An 18,034-nucleotide genomic window follows, 5' to 3' on the forward strand; every position below is an offset into this window, starting at 1 on the left:
ATGGCAACCTTTGACGCCGTCTTTGTCGGCCTGACTATTCTTGATATCGCCGGTCGTCCGGTTATCGACATCCCGCCACGCGGCGGGGTAGCCTTTATCGAACAAATCCGCCTTAACCCCGCAGGAACCGCCGCCGGGGCCAATATTAACGCCGCGAAGCTGGGCATTCGCACCGCCGCGGTGGCCTGCCTCGGCAAAGATGAAAAAGCCGATTTTATCCTCGCCAGCTACGCGCGCCTGGGGATCGACTGCTCGCTGATCCAGCGCACCGCGCAGCAGGAAACATCGGCGACGATCCTGCCCATCCGCCCCAACGGCGAGCGCCCGGCACTGCACTGTCGGGGGGCCTCCGATGCCCTTTTCGTCGGCGAAGAGGAGTTTGACGCGATCCTTGATTGCCGCTTTCTGCACCACGGCGGCAGCGGCCTGCTGGCGGCGATGGACAGTGGGCAAAGCGCGCTGCTGTTACAGGCGGCGAAAGCCCGCGGCGTCACCACCAGCTTTGATTTAATCGCCCCCGACGCGCGCACCCTGGATCTGCTGCGCCCGCTGCTGCCGTCGGTGGACTACTTTATGCCTTCCCTTGAAGAAGCGGCGTATCTCTCCGGGGAGACCCAGCCGGAAGCGATCGCCCGCTTTTTCTTTGCGCTTGGCGTCGGAACCTGCATTCTGAAGGACGGCGAGAACGGCTCCTGGCTGCTGACCCGCGATGGCGCCGTCGAGCATATCGCGCCGTACCGGGTCGATGCCGTAGATACCACCGGCTGCGGCGACAGCTACTGCGGCGGCTTTATTGCCGCGCTGGCCCGGGGGTTAAGCGTCAAAGCGGCGTGCGAGGTGGCTTCCGCCGTCGCCGCGCTGGTGGCGACCGGGATGGGATCGGATGCCGGCGTGGTGGACTGGCAGCATACGCAGGCATTTATGGCGACCCACCGTCGCGGATAACAAGCTTCGCCGCCGCATTGCGCGGCGGCAAGCGCGGCTTAACGCCACTGATAGAGCAGCGGCTCTCCGGCGACATAGCGCTGGAGGTCGGCGGCAATCATCGCCGTATGCTTAGCAATGCTCTCCCGGGTCGCCCCGGCGATATGCGGGGTAATAATCACGTTATCAAACTCGGTGACAAACGGATGGTCGCGCCACAGCGGCTCGCGATGGTAGACATCCAGCGCCGCGCCGCCCAGCGGGCCGTGGCGCAGCGCGTGAATCAGCGCTTCTTCGTCCACCACCGCCGCGCGCGAGGTATTAATCAATAGCGCGCCCGGCTTCATGCTATTCAACAGCTGCGCGTTCACCAACCCATCGCTGTGCGGGCCGCTGCTCAGATGCAGGCTCACGATATCCGCCTCGCGGAATAGCCCTTCAAGCGTCGTTTTCTGCAAACCCGGTTCGTTGATATCTTCGGCGGCGACAAACGGGTCCACCACCAGTACCGCCATGCCAAAGGCGCGGGCGATACGCGCCACCCGGCGGCCAATATTACCGTAACCGATCAGCCCCAGGGTTTTGTTGCGCAGCTCGCTGCCTTTAAACACTTCATAGGGGCTTTGCGGACTGACGTCCCACACCACATCGCGGCGCAGCCCGCTCTGGGTGGCCTGCGCGGCGTTCTCGGCGTGGGTAAATTCGCCGCGCTTTAGCGCCGCGTGCGATTGCGGAATATGCCGCGCCAGGCTCAGCATCAGCCCCAGCGTCAGCTCGGCGGCGGCGTCGGCGTTGCGCCCCGGCGTATAGAGCACGCGGATACCGCGCGCCTGGGCGGCTTTGGTATCGATGTTCACCGGATTGGCGCGCGTGCAGGCGATCACCTGTAAACGCGGGCAGGCGGCGATCACCGCTTCCGTCACCTCATCATAGCTGGTCACCAGCACCTCGGCGTCGTGGGCCAGTTCGATCAGCTGGCCTGCGCTCAGCTTCGGCTTGCCCAGCGCCCAGCCTTCCACCCGCAGTTCGCCCAGTTGCTGAAAAGCGCTGAGGTCGCCGGCGTGTTCGGCGGTAAAAACAATTTTCATATGCGTTATTCCTGAGAAATACGTTGAAGCGCCTCGCGGCGGGCCTGCCACACCGGGAGCATCTGCTCGCGCAGCAGGCGGTAAACCGGATAGAGCGCAGCGTAGCGGCTATGCGCCTGCGGATTGGGCCGATAGCGGGTCTGCTCCAGCGCCGGATAGCGGCTGAGGGCATCGACGCTGCGCGCCGCCAGAATCGCCGCGCCGCGCGCGCTAAGCTCGTTGAAAGGACTGGAAACCACCGTTCTGCCGGTACAGTCGGCAATCATTTGCAGCCAGGTCGCCGAAGCCGCGCCGCCGCCGGTCAGGTACAGTTCGCCGCCCTGCGGGTAGCCCTGAAGCGAGTCGACGATGGCGTAGGCCAGCCCTTCGAACACCGCCCGCTGCAGCTCCGCGCGGGTGGTGTGCTGGCTAATGCCGAAATAACCGGCCCGCGCCTCGGGGCTAAAGAACGGCGCGCGTTCGCCGTTGAGGTAGGGCTGCCAGAAGACGCCGCCGCTGCCCGGTTCGACGCTGGCGATATTCTGTTCCAGCTGCCGTAAATCCGGCTCCAGCGAGATTTGCTGCTGGAGCCAGTCGATGTTCGGCGTCCCGGCCTGCATCGGAAAAAGGTTAATAAAGCTGCCCGCTTCGGTGTGGGTGACGTAGCGCGTCCCCTCGTTGACCGACTGGCGACCGTGGCAGACGATACCGGTGCAGCAGGTGGTGCCGAGAATGGTGTAGATATCGCCGTCGTTGACCGCGCCGCAGCCCAGCGCCGCGCTGCAGACATCCAGCGCGCCGGCCGCCACCGGCGTGTCCGCAGGCAGCCCGGTGAGCGCCGCGACTTCTTCACGCAGCGCGCCCGCCTGCGCGTCCGGCGCCAGCAGCGGCGGGAACAGATGTTGTAAATCTGCCAGGCCCATCTCATTGAGCACCACCGTGGAGAGCTTCCCGCTCTGCTGATTCAGCAAAGAGGTGCTGGCATCGGTGAGATCCAGCGCCGCGACGCCGGTGAGGCGAAAGCGGATCCAGTCCTTGGCGAAAAACAGATAGCGGGCCGCTGCCAGCCGCTCCGGCTGGTGATGCTTGAGCCAGCACAGCTGCATGCTGGTGTTGCAGGGCTGCAGATGGGTGCCGGTATCGTCAAAGAAACGGCGGTCAAAGCCGGGGCGGCTGAGCAGTTCGCTCATCAGCTCGCGGCTGCGGGTGTCGCTCCACAGAATACCCGGCCCGACCGGTTCGCCTTCGGCGTCGCTGAGCCACACCCCTTCGCCCTGCCCGGCGAGGCCGATGGCGCGTAAACGCCCGTTTTGCAGCGCCGGATGCCGGGCGATATCGCGCAGAATCGCCACCACCGATTGCCATAGCTGGGCCATGTCCTGCTCGGCGTCACCGTTGGCCGACAGCCGCGGGCCGGTGTTCTGCGCCGCGCTGGCGCACGCCTGAAAGCGTTGATCAAACAGCACCGCTTTCACGCGCGAAGTGCCGATATCGATTCCGAGATAAAAATCCATGCCTGACCCGTTGGTGAAGAGAAATTTAGTCGCGCTCGTAGCGGCGGCGCATCAGCTCGCATTCGAAGAGAAACTCCAGTCCTTCCAGCTGGCGACGGGCCTCGTTAATGTCTTTGCCCCAGCAGGTCAGGCCGTGGCCGCGCAGCAGGAAGCCGTAGCGCAGCGGGTGGGTCTGGGCATAATCTTCAATACGCGCCGCCAGAGCGTCGATATCCTGGTCGTTATCAAAAATGGCGACCGGTACGGTGTCGAGATGGCTGTGCTGGCCGGTCAGGGTTTTCTGCATTTCATAGCCCTGCAGCGCCAGGGTGGCGCCTTTTTCAATCCGCGACAGCACGGTGGCGTTGACGGTATGCACGTGCAGAACCACGTTCGCCTCCGGGAACAGGCGATACACCAGGGTATGCAGGCCGGTTTCAGCGGAGGGTTTACGCCCGGAAGGCGCTGTGTTGCTGGCGATCTCCACCTGCAGGAAATCCTCCGTCGTCAGGCTGCCTTTATCGCGCCCCGACTCGCTGAGCCAGCACCAGGTCTCATCCTGACGCACCGACATATTGCCGCCGGTAGCCGGCGCCCAGCCTTTCGCGCCGATCCAGTGACAGGTGGTGACCAGTTGCGCGAGTCTTTCTTGCCACATAGCAGTTCCTTAGTTTAGCGATGTTATATTTAGCCGTCTAAATGGCTATTCACCCGATACTAACATCGCCAGCGCAAGCGAACAATATTTCAGGAAAGACTTACTTTGATAATGGTTATATCAGAAAAGAATATGAAATTACGGTTTTTAACAACAATACAACTGAGCATTTTCATGGCGCCAAAATTACCGGCTGCGGGCGGTCAAAAAGATGGGGGATCGTGCCACCGGAAAACGGCGCAAAATTGGCCGCATTTGTCGATTTAGCCCTCCCCGCAGTTCGCGCCACCCGACAGGAATGCGCGCGCAATAGCGCAATCCCCCTGCTCCACGGCGGTGCAAAACACGTCATTGTGCACACATTTATGGCAAACATCGGCTAAATAACGCCATTTTATGTGCACACTGCCCACCCCATTATGTTACCCCTGCCCCGCTTTTTCTGGCACACCTCTTGCTACCCCTCAGTGATCGCTTTTCGGATAGCCACTCAGAGGTTCCACCATGTCAAACAGCAATGATTTTCCGCTCGTCGAAGCGCCCGCCTCCGGGCGTAAAGGCGTATTTTCCATCTCGATGGTTCTGTTCAGCTTTACCTTTTTTACCGGCACCATGTTCGCGGGCGGCAAGCTTGGCGTCTCTTTCTCCATCGTTAACCTGCTGTGGATTGCGGTAATCGGTAACTTTTTGCTGGCCCTGTACGCCGCGTCGCTCGGCTGGATCGCCGCGCGCAGCGGGCTGAATACCGTGCTGATGGGCCGTTTTTGCTTCGGTGAAATCGGCAGCAAGCTCGCCGATTTTATTCTCGGCTTCGCCGAGCTGGGCTGGTACGCCTGGGGCACCGCGACGGTCGCCATCTCGCTGGTCAAAATCCTCGCCCTGCCTGAGGCGACGACCATTCCGCTGATGATCCTGTTCGGCATCCTGTTCTGCGTCACCGCGCTGGTGGGCTATAAGGGGCTGGATGCGCTGTCGCGCGTGTCGGTACCGCTGATGTTTATTCTGCTGGTGGTGTCGATGTATCTCGCCGCCCATCATGCCGGCGGCTGGCAGGCGATGACCCAAATCGAACCGGGCGAAACCATGACCTGGTCGGCGGCCATCACCATGGTATTCGGCACCTTTGCCAGCGGCGCGACCCAGGCGACCAACTGGACGCGGCTGGCCAACTCCAGCCGTACCGCCATCGTCGCCAGCATGAGCAGCTTCCTGATCGGCAACGGGCTGATGATTATCGCCGGCGCCTGGTGCGCCATCGTCTACCAGCAGGCCGATATCGTCGAGGTGCTGATTCTGCAGGGGCTGTCGGTCGCCGCGGTGGTGATGCTGTGCCTCAACCTGCTGACGATTCAGGGGCCGACGATCTATAACGTCTCGGCCGCCGCCTGTCATCTGCTGCGCAGCGAGCGTCGCCGCACCCTGACCGTGGTCGCCGCCGGCGTCGGGATTTTGCTGGCCATTGGCGGTATGTATGAAATGCTGATCCTTTTCCTGGTGCTGCTGGGCAGCATCATTCCGCCCATCGGCGGCGTTATCCTCGCCGACTACTGGTTTTATCGCGGCGGCCGCTATCCGCTGCTGCACACCGCCCGTTTGCCGCGTTTTAACTGGCTGGGGCTGGGCGCCTACGCCGTGGGCGCGGTGGTGGCTTACCTGTCGCCGTGGATCGCCCCGCTGGTTGGCATTAGCGTGTCCGCGCTGGCCTATATCGCGCTGACTCGCCTGAGTAAACGCCAGCCCGCCGCTGATTCGGTCGCGGAGCAGTAGCCATGAGCCTGACGGTCGGCGAAATCCTCGCCCTGGAGGGGCTCTCCGCCATGCGCCTGCGCGCCGGTAAACAGGGGCTGCAGCTGGCGGTTCGCTGGTACTACGTGGCGGAAAATGAAAATATCGCCGAATGGATCATGGGCGGGGAGCTGGTGTTTATCACCGGGATCAACCATCCCCGCGATGAAGACAACCTGATCCATTTGCTGATGGAGGGCAAGCAGCGCGGGATCGCCGGCATGGTGATCCTCACCGGCGACGTCTTTATTCAGGCGATCCCGCCGCGCCTGATCGCGCTGGCCGACGCGCTGGGCATTCCGCTAATCGAACAGCCCTATCTGCTGAAGATGGTGATCGTAACCGAACGCATTGGTACCGCGCTGGTGCGCAGCGAAAACGCCCTGCAATCGCAGCGCGATATTCTGCTGCAGCTGTTAACCGGCGACTATCCCGACCTGCAAATTCTGCATCAGCGCGCGCTCCACCAGCAGTTGGATTTTACCCGCCCGCTGCGGGTGGCGGCGCTGCGCCTTGAGGGGATACCGCGTCTGTTTCGCCAGTTTCCGCCGGAGCAGGCCGAAGCCTGGCTGCAGCAGGCCCGCCGCACCGTGCGCCAGCGTCTGCAGCAACAGCTCAATCAGCAGGGCAATCCCTACCCTCTGGTCGAACGCAGCAATATGTTTCTCTTCCTCCTCCCGGATGAAGACGGCGAGTTTTATCAGCAGAAAACCTGGCTCCAGGCGTGGCTGATTGCGCTGGCGGAGAGCGAAGACGGGCTTTCGCTGCTGTGCGGCCTTTCGGCGCCGGTACAGCAGCTGCAGGGATATCAGCGCGCGCTGTCGCAGGCGCGCCAGGCGCTGGACCTCAGCGATAACCTGCGTCCGGCCCAGCGCATCAGCGACTACCAGCAGCTGGGGTTTATCAAGCTGCTCTCCGCCGTTAGCGACCCCGCCCTGCTGAGCGATTTTATGCACGACACCCTCGGCTGCCTGATTGAGCCGGATCGCAAAAGCCCCTGGCTGCTGCTGGAGACGCTGGAAACGCTGCTTCAGGAGAGCGGCAACGTGGTCAGGGCCGCCGAGCGGCTGGGCATTCACCGCAACACGCTGCATCAGCGTATTCAACGTATTGAAAAGCTGACCGGCTATCCGGTCAGCCATCCGCAATTTCATCTCAACGCCTCGGTCGCCTTAGCGATCTGGCGTATGTCGCAAAACCATTTACGGGAACAACCATGAAAATTATCAACGCGCGCCTGCGCCATCAAGAAGCGCTCTATACCCTCGACTTACAGGACGGCGTGATTAAAAGCATCAGCGCGCAGGCCGCGGCGCAGACGGCTGACGCCAGCGATATCGATGCCCAACAAAAGCTGGTTATCCCGCCATTCGTCGAGCCGCATATCCATCTTGACGCCACCCTGACGGCGGGCGAGCCGGAGTGGAATATGAGCGGCACCCTGTTTGAGGGTATCGCCCGCTGGAGCCAGCGCAAAGCGAGCGTCACCGTCGAAGATACGCGCCAGCGGGCGCTGAAAACCATCGGCATGCTGCGCGACAACGGCGTGCAGCACGTGCGTACCCACATTGATGTCACCGACCCTTCCCTGACCGCGCTTGAGGCGATGCTGAGGGTGAAAAAAGAGGCGGCCCATCTTATCGATCTGCAGATCGTCGCCTTCCCGCAGGAGGGCATTGAGTCCTTCCCCGGCGGACGCGAACTGATGACCCGCGCCATCGAAATGGGCGCCGACGTGGTGGGCGGCATTCCACACTACGAAAACACCCGCGATAAGGGCGTCAGCTCACTGGTTTTTCTGATGGATCTGGCCGAGCGCCACGGCTGCCTGGTGGACGTACACTGCGATGAAACCGACGACCCGCAGTCGCGCTTTCTGGAGGTGCTGGCGGAAGAGGCCCGGGTGCGCGGCATGGGCGCGCAGGTCACCGCCAGCCATACCTGCGCCATGGGCTCCTACGACAATGCCTACTGCTCGAAGCTGTTCCGCCTGCTCAAAGCCTCGGGCATTAACTTTATCTCCTGCCCGACCGAAAGCATTCATCTGCAGGGGCGCTTCGACAGCTGGCCGAAACGCCGCGGCGTGACGCGGGTGGCGGAGCTGGACCGCGCCGGGATCAACGTCTGCTTCGCTCAGGACTCCATTCAGGACCCGTGGTATCCGCTGGGCAACGGCAACATCATGCGTATCCTCGACGCCGGGCTGCATATCTGCCATATGCTGGGATACGAAGATTTGCAGCGCTGCCTCGATCTGATTACCGAGAACAGCGCCCGCACCCTGTGCCTCGGCGACAACTACGGCATTGCCGAAGGACGCCCGGCGAACCTGCTGATCCTCGATGCGCAAGACGACTATGACGCGCTGCGCCGCCAGGCCAAAGTGCTGACCTCCATTCGACATGGCAAAGTTATTTTGCAGCGCCAGGCTGAGCAGATTCGCTACCCGGCATAAGCCTGACGTTGACGCGGCGCGCATCCCGCGTCAACCCGCTGCTCGCGCACGGATTTATGTGGTACCTTCTTACTACTTTTTCCGTGCCGGCCTTGGGCTCCAGCGTCGGCGCGGGCTCACTGAGAACAACCCGTACCCTGATACTATGAGCGAAAAAAAATGGATTAAGGCAGAGGACGTTGCCCGACTCGCTGGCGTCTCCCGTTCCGCGGTTTCCCGCACCTTTACGCCCGGCGCATCGGTGGCGGAAAAAACCCGCCAGAAGGTCCTCGCCGCGGCGGAAACGCTGGGCTATCAGGTCAACATTATTGCCCGCACGATGAACACCGGCAGCAGCAATTTTATCGGCATCGTCACCGCCGGTTTTGATAACCCCTTCCGCAGCAAGCTGCTGTCGCCGCTGGTCCACCAGCTGGCGCTCAACGGTTTTATGCCGCTGCTGATGAACGCCGACGATCCGCAGCAGCTCGCCCCGTCGCTCAGGCAGCTGCTGAGCTATCACGTCGCGGGGGTCATTATCACCTCCGGGGCGCCGCCGCTGTCGCTGGCGGAGGAGTATCTGGAGCGAAAAATCCCGGTGACCCTTATCAACCGCCACGCCGAGCTGGCCGGCTGCGACCGCGTGTGCAGCGACAACGCGCAGGGGGCGAAACTGGTGGCCGAGCTGTTTGCCCAGCGCCAGTGGCGCCAGGCCGGGTTTATCGGCGAAAGCCTGGATAACTTCAGCACCCGCCAGCGCTACGAAGCGTTTGTTGCCCATACCCAGGGTATGGAGGTCGCCGCGCACTTCTGCGACAGCAGCGGCTATCAGGCAGGTTTTGCCGCCGCCAGGCAGCTGCTTGCCGCGCATCCGCAGCTGCAGGCGCTGTTCTGCGCTACCGATATGCTGGCGCTCGGCGCGCTGGACGGCCTGCGGGCGGACAACCCCGCCGCTTCGCTACCGGCGATTATCGGCTTCGATGATATTCCCCAGGCGGACTGGCAGCCCTATCAGCTGACCACCGTGCAGCAGAATACCGCCCTGCTCGCCCACCATGCGGTGGATCTGCTGGTGACGAGGATCGCCAAATTCAGCCTGCCGTCACGCCACCGTGAAGTACCGGTGAAACTGATCGTTCGTCAAAGCGCGAAATGAAAAATTCATTTTATGCCGGAGCGATCACAGAATAATTTTTTTAATCCATCCACACTCATTTTGCCCTTCGGGGCTGTTTTTTTCAGGCAATTTGCACACGTGTGCAAAATAGGGAGTTATGATGAAATCACTGGAATCAAATGAACTGCAGGCCCGCTACCGTTTAGCCTGCGAGCTGGCGAAAGCCGGCGCTGAGCTGGCGTTCGAATACTATCAACAGCGCGACCGGCTGGCGGTGGATCATAAAGGCGACGACCTGCAGGACGTGGTCAGCGTCGCCGATAAGCGGGTCGAAGCGTTTGTTAAGCAGCGCATTATGGACGCCTTCCCGCAGGACGGTTTTCTCGGCGAGGAGAGCGGGACGCAGATGCCGGACGCGCGCGTGCTGTGGGTTGTCGATCCCATCGACGGCACCAGCTGTTTTCTCAACGGCCTGCACACCTGGTGCCTGTCGCTGGCCATCCTTGCCGACGGCGAACCGGTTATCGGCGTGGTGTACGACCCCAACCATCGCGAGCTGTTCCACGCCCTGAAAGGCCAGGGCGCATGGCTTAACGATGCGCCCATCGCGCCACATCCGGCGGCGACGGTCAAAGAGGGAGTGATGGGCGTCGGCACCTCGCACCGCGTGACGCCTGCGCTCTTTCTGCCCTTCCTTGATGCGCTGCTGAGCGACGGCGGGATGTTTATCCGCAACGGCTCCGGGGCGCTGATGAGCGCCTGGGCGGCGGCGGGCAGGCTTATCGGCTACTACGAACCGCATATGAACCCGTGGGACGGGCTGCCGGGGCTGGTGCTGATGCGCGAAGCGGGCGGCCTCAGCAATGACTATCTGGCAAACGACGGGATTCGTCACGGCAACCCGCTGCTGCTGGCCAGCAAGACGCTCTACCCACAATTAAAAAACATGCTTTGTCACCCATTACCTTAACCGTATCGGGTCAGGCTTTATCTGATTATGTACTCTACACAACGACGATAAACCTCACGGACGAACCACACTAATCAGTCAGGCCTCCGACCTTCGGAGATACCATTATGTCTGGAAGAATTATCGCATTTTTTCGCGCTTCGCCGCCCAAAGCGGGCGGAGAGTTCGATGAACAGCGCTTTCGCAGCGTGCGCTGGCAAACCTTTATTACCATGACCCTGGCGTACGTCACCTTCTACGTTTGCCGGCTGTCGTTCACCGTCGCCAAAAGCGCGCTGGTGGAGCTCGGCATTACCCCGACGGAGCTGGGCATGATCGGCTCAACGCTGTTTTTCAGCTACGCCATCGGCAAGCTGGTCAACGGCTTTATCGCCGATCATGCCAACGTGGTGCGCTATATGAGTCTCGGGCTGCTGCTGAGCGCCGGGATGAACCTGATGATGGGGATGACCAGCAACGCCATGCTGCTGGCTATCTTCTGGGGGATCAACGGCTGGGCGCAGTCGATGGGCGTCGGCCCCTGCGTGGTATCGCTGGCGCGCTGGTACGGCTGTAAAGAACGAGGCACCTTTTACGCCATCTGGTCGACGGCGCATAACATCGGCGAAGCGATGACCTATATGGTGATCGCGGCGGTGATTGCCGGGTTCGGCTGGCAAATGGGCTACCTGTCGACCGCCGCGCTCGGCGCCGCCGGGGTGGTGCTGATGCTGTTGTTTATGCGCGACTCGCCGCAAAGCTGCGGCTTCCCGTCAATCAACGTGATTCGCGACGAACCGCTGGAAGAGACGGAAGCCCGCGGCTCGGTGTTTAAGAACCAGCTGCTGGCGCTGCGCAACCCGGCCCTGTGGACGCTGGCGCTGGCCTCGGCGTTTATGTATATCGACCGCTACGCGGTAAACTCATGGGGAATTTTCTTCCTCGAACAGGATAAAGCCTATTCTACCCTCGAGGCTTCCGGGATTATCGGGGTCAACGCCATCGCGGGTATCGCCGGAACCATTATCGCCGGGATGCTCTCCGACCGCTTCTTCCCGCGCAACCGCAGCGTGATGGCCGGCTTTATCAGCCTGCTCAACACCGCCGGCTTCGCGCTGATGCTCTGGTCGCCGCACGGCTACTACACCGATATTCTGGCGATGATTATCTTCGGTGCCACCATCGGGGCGTTGACCTGCTTCCTCGGCGGATTGATCGCCGTCGATATTTCATCGCGTAAAGCGGCGGGCGCCGCGCTCGGCACTATCGGTATCGCCAGCTACGCGGGGGCGGGACTCGGCGAGTTTCTCACCGGCATCATCATCGATAAAACCTCGATGATCGAAAACGGCAAAACGCTGTATGACTTCAGTACGCTGTCGCTGTTTTGGGTAGGCACCGGCCTCGTGTCCGCGCTATTCTGTTTTACCACCGCTGCGATTGTCGCCAGGCGACACGCGATAGAACGTCAGACCTCATTCTCATCATAACTCTTTAACCGATAAGGAATATTTTATGATGCCTGTACGACATCAGGTTTTGCTACGTCTGCTGCTCGCCTGCGCCCTGCCGCTGCTGGCCGCGCCGGGGCACGCCGCCGCGCAGTTTGCGCTGGAAAAGGTGGTTGAACTCAGCCGCCACGGCATTCGTCCGCCGACGGAGGGCAACCGGGAGGCCATCGAAGCCGCGACCCAGCGCCCGTGGACGCAGTGGACCACCCGCGACGGTGAGCTCACCGGCCACGGCTATGCCGCCGTCGTCAATAAAGGGCGCGATGAAGGCGCGCGCTATCGCCAGCTCGGTCTGCTGACAGCGGGCTGTCCGGCGAACGGGGAGATTTACGTTCGCGCCAGCCCCCTGCAGCGCACGCGGGCCACCGCCCAGGCGCTGGTGGACGGCGCATTTCCCGGCTGCGGCGTGTTGATTCATCACGTCAGCGGCGACGCCGACCCGCTGTTTCAGACCGATAAATTTGCCGCCACGCAACCCGATCCCGCCCGCCAGCTGGCGGAAGTGAAGAAGAAGGCCGGCGATCTGGCCCAGCGTCGGCAGGCGCTGGCCCCGGCCATTCAGCTGCTGAAAAACGCGGTCTGCGTATCCGACAAGCCCTGCCCGGTGTTTGATCTACCATGGCAGGTGGAGCAGAGCAAAAGCGGCAAAACGTCGATTAGCGGTCTGAGCGTAATGGCCAATATGGTCGAGACGCTGCGCCTGGGGTGGAGCGAAAACCTGCCCCTCAGCCAGCTGGCGTGGGGCCATATTACCCGCGCCAGCCAGATCACCGCCCTACTGCCGCTGCTGACGGAAAACTACGATCTGAGCAACGACGTGTTTTATAGCGCGCAAAAACGCGGCTCGATTCTGCTCAACGCGATGCTGGAAGGGGTACAAGAAGGCGCCGCGCCGAACGTGCGTTGGCTGCTGCTGGTGGCGCACGATACCAATATCGCCATGGTGCGTACGCTGATGGATTTTAGCTGGCAGCCGCCGGGGTACAGCCGCGGCAACATCCCGCCGGGCAGCAGCCTGGTCCTCGAGCGCTGGCGCGATACCCACAGCGGGAAACGCTACCTGCGCGTCTACTTCCAGGCGCAAAGTCTGGACGATTTACGCCGCCTGCAAACGCCGGATAATCAGCATCCGATGCTGCGCCAGGAGTGGCGTCAGGCGGGCTGCCAGACCACCAACGTCGGAACGCTGTGCCCTTACCAGGCTGCGCTGACGGCGCTCGGCAAGCATATCGACCGGCAGTCCGCTCCGGCGGTAGAGATGGTGCTGCCATAAGTTGAAGGCGAAGCGAGGGAGATCGCTTCGCCTTTTTCGCTCAGGTTCAGGCCTTTTCTGGCTTGAACGCCCCGGCGGCGACCTGCTCCGGGGTCACCACGCCGCTATCCAGCACCCAGCCGCTGATTAACGATGCGGGCGTGACGTCGAACGCGGGATTGTAAACCGCGGCCTCTTTCGGCGCCCACTGTACCGCGCCAAAGCTGCCGGCGACGCCGGTCACTTCGGCGGCCGCCCGCTGCTCAATCGGAATCGCCGCGCCGTTCGGGCAATGGCGGTCCAGGGTGGTCTGCGGCGCGGCCACGTAAAACGGGATCTGATGATACTTCGCCAGCACCGCCAGCGAATAGGTGCCGATTTTATTGGCTACGTCGCCGTTGGCGGCAATACGGTCAGCGCCCACCCAAACCGCGTCGACCTGGCCCTGCGCCATCAGGCTGGCGGCCATCGAATCGGTAATCAACCGGTACGGCACGCCCAGCTCACCCAGCTCCCAGGCGGTCAAACGTCCGCCCTGTAACAGCGGGCGCGTTTCATCCACCCAGACGTTGGCCACGTTTCCCTGCTGATGCGCCAGCGCAATCACCCCCAGCGCGGTGCCGACGCCCGCCGTCGCCAGACCGCCGGTATTGCAGTGGGTCAACAGGCGGCTGCCCGGCGTCACCAGCGCGCTGCCCGCCTCGGCGATGCTGGCGCAAAGCTGTTTATCTTCTGCGATCAGGCGCAGCGCCTCCGCTTCCAGCGCCTGCGGATAGCGCTCCTCCGCCAGCGCCAGCTTCATGCGGTCCAGATTATTCATCAGGTTTACCGCCGTCGGCCGCGCGGCGCGCAGCGTTTCCAGCGCCTGAGACAGCTCATCGCGGGTCAGACCACGCTGCGCCAGCAGCGCCAGCAGCAGGCTCGCCGACAGGCCAATCAGCGGCGCGCCGCGCACCCGCAGGGCGTGAATATGCTCCACCAGCAGCGCCACGTTATCCGCCGCCAGCCAGCGTTTTTCCTGCGGTAAGGCCTGCTGGTCAAGAATAAAGAGCTGATTTTCGCTTACCCGCAGGCTGGTGGTCTGTAGTGTCTGCATTTAGTTAAATCCCTGTTGCGTTGTTGTATCACATTGTGTCAGGATGGAATCCAGAAGTATAGACGTCTGAACGGCTTAATCAGAATTTTGAGGATCGAGGCAATGTCGCAATACCATACTTTCACGGCCAGCGATGCGGTGGCTTACGCCCAACAATTTGGCGGTATCGAAAACCCGTCAGAACTGGTGTCCGCGCAGGAAGTGGGCGATGGTAACCTCAACCTGGTATTTAAAATTTTCGATACCGAGGGCGTGAGCCGGATCATCGTCAAGCAGGCGCTGCCCTACGTGCGCTGCGTGGGTGAATCCTGGCCGCTGACCCTTGACCGCGCGCGCCTTGAGGCGCAAACCCTGGTGGCTCACTATCAGCACTGCCCGCAGCATACGGTGCAGATTGTGCATTTCGACCCCGAGCTGGCGGTAATGGTGATGGAAGACCTCTCCGATCACCGCATCTGGCGCGGCGAGCTGATTAACAACGTTTATTACCCGCGCGCCGCCGGCCAACTGGGGGAATACCTGGCCCAGGCGCTGTTCCACACCAGCGACTTTTATCTGCATCCTCACGAGAAAAAGGCCCAGGTGGCGCAGTTTATTAACCCCGAGATGTGCGAAATCACCGAGGACCTGTTCTTTAACGACCCGTATCAGGTTCACGAGCGCAACAGCTATCCAGCCGCGCTGGAGGCCGACGTCGCCGCCCTGCGCGACGATACGCAGCTGAAGCTGGCGGTGGCCGCGCTCAAGCACCGCTTCTTCTCCCATGCCGAAGCGCTGCTGCATGGCGATATCCACAGCGGCTCGATTTTCGTCGCCGAGGGCAGCTTTAAGGCCATCGACGCCGAGTTCGGCTTTTTCGGCCCGATAGGCTTCGATATCGGTACCGCCATCGGCAACCTGTTGCTCAACTACTGCGGTCTGCCAGGCCATCTGGGTATTCGCGATGCCGCCGCCGCTCGCGAACAGCGCCTCAGCGATATTCAGCAGTTCTGGACAACCTTCGCCGAGCGTTTTCAGGCGCTGGCGGCGGAGAAATCCCGCGATGCCGCGCTGGCCTGGCCCGGCTATGCCTCCGCGTTTCTGAAGAAAGTCTGGGCCGACGCGGTGGGCTTCTGCGGCACCGAGCTGATTCGCCGCAGCGTCGGACTGTCGCACGTGGCGGATATCGATACTATCCAGGACGAAGCCATGCGCCATGAATGCCTGCGCCACGCTATCACGCTGGGTAAAGCGCTTATTCTTATTGCCGACCGTCTCGATAATGTCGAAGAACTGATTGCGCGAATTCGTCAGTACGGTTGAATTCTCTATCCTGTCGTTCCCGGCTCGCGCTGCGCTTAGCCGGGCTACGGGTTCACCACCGTCTGTGATCCGGTAGCCCGGCTAAGGCGTTTACGCCGCGAGCCGGGAAGCAACAACCCACCATCCCCTACCCCCGATACTCAATCACCGACAGCCCGCCGTTATAGTCGGTGCTGTAGATTATGCCCTGCGCGTCAACGAACACGTCGCAGGACTGGATCACCCGCGGACGACCAGGCCGGGTATCCATCATCTTCGCCGGCGCGGCGGGCACCAGCGCCCCGGTTTCCACCGGTCGATAAGGATTGGAGATATCATAAGCGCGAACGCCCGCGTTCTGATAAGTGGCGAAAATCAGCGTTGAGCTGACAAAGCTGCCGGGGCGATTCTCATGCAGGTTATGCGGGCCAAAGTGCGCCCCTTTCGCCACGTAGTCAGCTTCATCCGGCTGCGGGAAAGTGGCGATACTCACCGGATTCGTCGGTTCGCGAATGTCGAACAGCCAGATCAGCTTCTCGCCGTCCTGCTGGTTATCCAATACCGCCTCATCGAGCACCACCAGCAGCTCCCGGTCCGGAAGCGGCAGCGCGGTGTGGGTACCGCCGCCAAACGGCGGACTCCAGTTACGGTGGCTAATCAGCTTCGGCTGCGCGCGGTCCTGCACATCGAGCAGCGTCAGGCCGCCGTCGCGCCAGCTACCGTAGGCGGTGTCGCCGGCGATAATCGCATGATGCAGCGCATAGCGCTTACCTTCCGGCCACTGCGGCGTTTCCCCCGTCGCCTGGTTCATTCCCGGCAGCCACCAGCGCCCGGCGACTTCCGGCTTACGCGGGTCGGCCAGGTCGATAGTCAGGAAAATATAGTCGCTAAAGCCGTCGATCAGCGCGGAAACGTAGGCCCAGCGTCCGCCGACGTACCAGATGCGGTGAATGCCGATGCCGTTAAGCGACAGGAAGCTGATTTCACGCGGTTTATCCGCAACCGAAATATCAAAAATCCGCAGCCCGGCGCTCCAGCCCTTATCCTGCACGTCGCTGACCGTCTCGCCCACCGAACGGGTGTAGTAAACCTTTTCGTCGGCAAAGCGGGCATCGGCGAACAGATCCCGGGCGTTGATCACCAGCAGCAGATCGTCGTGCGCCTGTAAATGAACGTTCCAGGTACCGGGCGGCGCGGCGATGTAATTGACCGTTCGCGGATTTTTCGGGTCGCGCACGTCCACCACGGAAAAGCCCTGTGAGACCATATGGCCGATATAGGCAAAACCACGATGGACCATCAGCTGGACGCCGTCCGGGCGTCCCCCCTGATCGCTATGCCCAATCAGCCGCATATTGCGGCTGTATTCTGGTGTGGGCAAAACACTCATTTGTTTTTCGCTTCCAGGGTAGCGAACCACGGGGCGATAAAGTCTTCGGTCTGGCCCCAGCCCGGGATAATTTTACCCAGCGAGGCGACGTTCACCGCCCCCGGCTGCGCCGCCAGCAGCGCCTGCGGGATCGCCGCCGCTTTAAAGTCGTAGGTCGCAGGCGTCGGTTCCCCGGCAATCTTATTGGCGATCAGGCGCACGTTGGTGGCGCCGATAAGCTTCGGATCCACCGCCACGCTCACCTTCCACGGGCTGCCGGATTCGCGCATCAGCTGCAGATCCTGGTTGGAAATATCGATGCTGTAGAGTTTGATCTCGGTGCGGCCGTTCTCTTTCAACGCTTTATACGCGCCCTGGCTGAAGGCGTCCCAGGTTCCCCAGATAGCATCAATTTTGCCTTTCGGATATTTCGCCAGGATCGCGCCGACCTTGTTGGCGGTATCGCCCTGCACGTCGGAAGAGACCGCGCCGATGGATTCCAGCTCTTTGATGCCGGGATTTTGTTTAAGCAGCGTCTGGTAGGCCGCCTGGCGACGCTCCATCGGCGGGAAACCCGCGACCCACAGTTTGACGATATTGGCTTTGCCGTTGAAATCTTTTACCAGTTGGCCAAAGGAGAGTTCGGTCAGCGAAGCGTCATCCTGCTGGGTAACGGTAACGCCCGGGATCTCGCCGTTTACCGCGGTATCGAAGACCGATACTTTGATCCCGGCGTCCACCGCTTTTTTCACCAGCGCGGTGGCGTAGGGGTCGCGTCCCTGAGAAAGAATAATGCCGTCGTATTTCTGGCTAATCGCCTGGTTAACGAAGTCCTGGAATTTGGCGTCATCACCGTTGCTGAGGAAGGTGCTGATTTTAAACCCAAGCTTTTTCCCCTCCTGGATCGCCCCGGAGACAAACTGGGTGGTGTTATCGTCGGAGCCCAGATTGCGGATCACCGCGATGCGAATCGGCCCGCTATGTTCGGCAATCGCCGCCGGAAGCGGCGTCGGGGTTTCAGCAAAGGCCGCCGCAGCGTTGAACAACCCCAGTGCGATGAGTGAAAACGTTATCTTTTTCATAGTGTTTACCCTGTAA

The 18,034-nt window shown here is 61.6% G+C and carries 16 protein-coding genes; 10 read left to right on the top strand and 6 right to left on the bottom strand.

Annotated elements, in window-relative coordinates; translation table 11 throughout:
• Positions 1-945: a carbohydrate kinase family protein gene (locus GUC22_RS19405; protein WP_049130977.1), complete on the top strand. Its 945-nt coding sequence runs from the start codon at positions 1-3 to the stop codon at positions 943-945.
• Positions 946-983: 38 nt separating this feature from the next.
• On the opposite strand, the gene GUC22_RS19410 is transcribed toward GUC22_RS19405, so the two are convergent.
• Genes GUC22_RS19410 through GUC22_RS19420 form a run of 3 tightly spaced genes read right to left on the bottom strand, consistent with a single transcriptional unit; the run spans position 984 to position 4,142 of the window.
• Positions 984-2,012, bottom strand: coding sequence for a 2-hydroxyacid dehydrogenase (locus tag GUC22_RS19410; RefSeq protein ID WP_004130378.1), 1,029 nt, complete (start codon positions 2,010-2,012; stop codon positions 984-986).
• A 5-nt stretch (positions 2,013-2,017) separates the two neighbouring features.
• On the bottom strand, positions 2,018-3,505 hold the full coding sequence (locus GUC22_RS19415) for an FGGY-family carbohydrate kinase (protein ID WP_004135407.1): 1,488 nt from the start codon (positions 3,503-3,505) through the stop codon (positions 2,018-2,020).
• A gap of 25 nt (positions 3,506-3,530) precedes the next feature.
• Complete coding sequence (locus tag GUC22_RS19420) at positions 3,531-4,142, bottom strand: methylthioribulose 1-phosphate dehydratase (protein WP_004135408.1); 612 nt, start codon at positions 4,140-4,142, stop codon at positions 3,531-3,533.
• Between the two features lie 41 nt (positions 4,143-4,183).
• On the opposite strand from GUC22_RS19420, the gene GUC22_RS19425 reads away from it, so the two are divergent.
• The 8 genes from GUC22_RS19425 (at position 4,184) to GUC22_RS19460 (ending at position 13,211) form a co-directional block, all read left to right on the top strand.
• The gene (locus GUC22_RS19425) at positions 4,184-4,525 is read left to right on the top strand and encodes a hypothetical protein (protein WP_160183731.1); all 342 of its coding nucleotides are present in this window, start codon (positions 4,184-4,186) and stop codon (positions 4,523-4,525) included.
• Positions 4,526-4,646: 121 nt separating this feature from the next.
• Positions 4,647-5,909, top strand: a complete 1,263-nt coding sequence (gene codB / locus GUC22_RS19430) for a cytosine permease (RefSeq protein WP_160183732.1) — start codon at positions 4,647-4,649, stop codon at positions 5,907-5,909.
• A gap of 2 nt (positions 5,910-5,911) precedes the next feature.
• Positions 5,912-7,147 (top strand): PucR family transcriptional regulator, encoded by a 1,236-nt coding sequence (locus tag GUC22_RS19435; RefSeq protein ID WP_004135410.1) that lies wholly within the window; start codon positions 5,912-5,914, stop codon positions 7,145-7,147.
• Positions 7,144-8,382, top strand: coding sequence for a cytosine deaminase (codA, locus tag GUC22_RS19440; protein WP_049089677.1), 1,239 nt, complete (start codon positions 7,144-7,146; stop codon positions 8,380-8,382). Before GUC22_RS19435 ends, codA begins: the two co-directional genes overlap by 4 nt.
• A 145-nt stretch (positions 8,383-8,527) precedes the next feature.
• Positions 8,528-9,517 (top strand): LacI family DNA-binding transcriptional regulator, encoded by a 990-nt coding sequence (locus GUC22_RS19445; RefSeq protein WP_154913181.1) that lies wholly within the window; start codon positions 8,528-8,530, stop codon positions 9,515-9,517.
• 121 nt (positions 9,518-9,638) lie between these two features.
• Positions 9,639-10,448 carry an inositol monophosphatase family protein gene (locus GUC22_RS19450; protein ID WP_024358830.1) on the top strand — a complete coding sequence of 270 codons (810 nt, stop codon included), beginning with the start codon at positions 9,639-9,641 and terminating at the stop codon, positions 10,446-10,448.
• A 107-nt stretch (positions 10,449-10,555) separates the two neighbouring features.
• Positions 10,556-11,917, top strand: a complete 1,362-nt coding sequence (locus GUC22_RS19455) for an MFS transporter (protein ID WP_004135416.1) — start codon at positions 10,556-10,558, stop codon at positions 11,915-11,917.
• Positions 11,918-11,942: 25 nt separating this feature from the next.
• On the top strand, positions 11,943-13,211 hold the full coding sequence (locus GUC22_RS19460; RefSeq protein ID WP_160183733.1) for a histidine-type phosphatase: 1,269 nt from the start codon (positions 11,943-11,945) through the stop codon (positions 13,209-13,211).
• Between the two features lie 46 nt (positions 13,212-13,257).
• On the opposite strand, the gene mtnA is transcribed toward GUC22_RS19460, so the two are convergent.
• Positions 13,258-14,286 (bottom strand): S-methyl-5-thioribose-1-phosphate isomerase, encoded by a 1,029-nt coding sequence (mtnA, locus tag GUC22_RS19465; protein ID WP_004135421.1) that lies wholly within the window; start codon positions 14,284-14,286, stop codon positions 13,258-13,260.
• Between the two features lie 102 nt (positions 14,287-14,388).
• Here mtnA and mtnK point away from each other — a divergent pair, with 102 nt between their 5' ends.
• The gene (mtnK, locus tag GUC22_RS19470) at positions 14,389-15,588 is read left to right on the top strand and encodes an S-methyl-5-thioribose kinase (protein ID WP_024358832.1); all 1,200 of its coding nucleotides are present in this window, start codon (positions 14,389-14,391) and stop codon (positions 15,586-15,588) included.
• Between the two features lie 127 nt (positions 15,589-15,715).
• Here mtnK and GUC22_RS19475 read toward each other — a convergent pair whose 3' ends face one another.
• Together GUC22_RS19475 and GUC22_RS19480 are read right to left on the bottom strand one after the other, a co-directional pair.
• Positions 15,716-16,957 carry an LVIVD repeat-containing protein gene (locus tag GUC22_RS19475; RefSeq protein ID WP_049089669.1) on the bottom strand — a complete coding sequence of 414 codons (1,242 nt, stop codon included), beginning with the start codon at positions 16,955-16,957 and terminating at the stop codon, positions 15,716-15,718.
• Positions 16,954-18,018: a sugar ABC transporter substrate-binding protein gene (locus GUC22_RS19480; protein WP_024358834.1), complete on the bottom strand. Its 1,065-nt coding sequence runs from the start codon at positions 18,016-18,018 to the stop codon at positions 16,954-16,956. The genes GUC22_RS19475 and GUC22_RS19480 overlap by 4 nt, the downstream gene beginning before the upstream one ends.
• Positions 18,019-18,034: the final 16 nt, after the last annotated feature.

Source organism: Klebsiella sp. MPUS7, assembly GCF_009905335.1.
GTDB lineage: Bacteria > Pseudomonadota > Gammaproteobacteria > Enterobacterales > Enterobacteriaceae > Klebsiella > Klebsiella grimontii.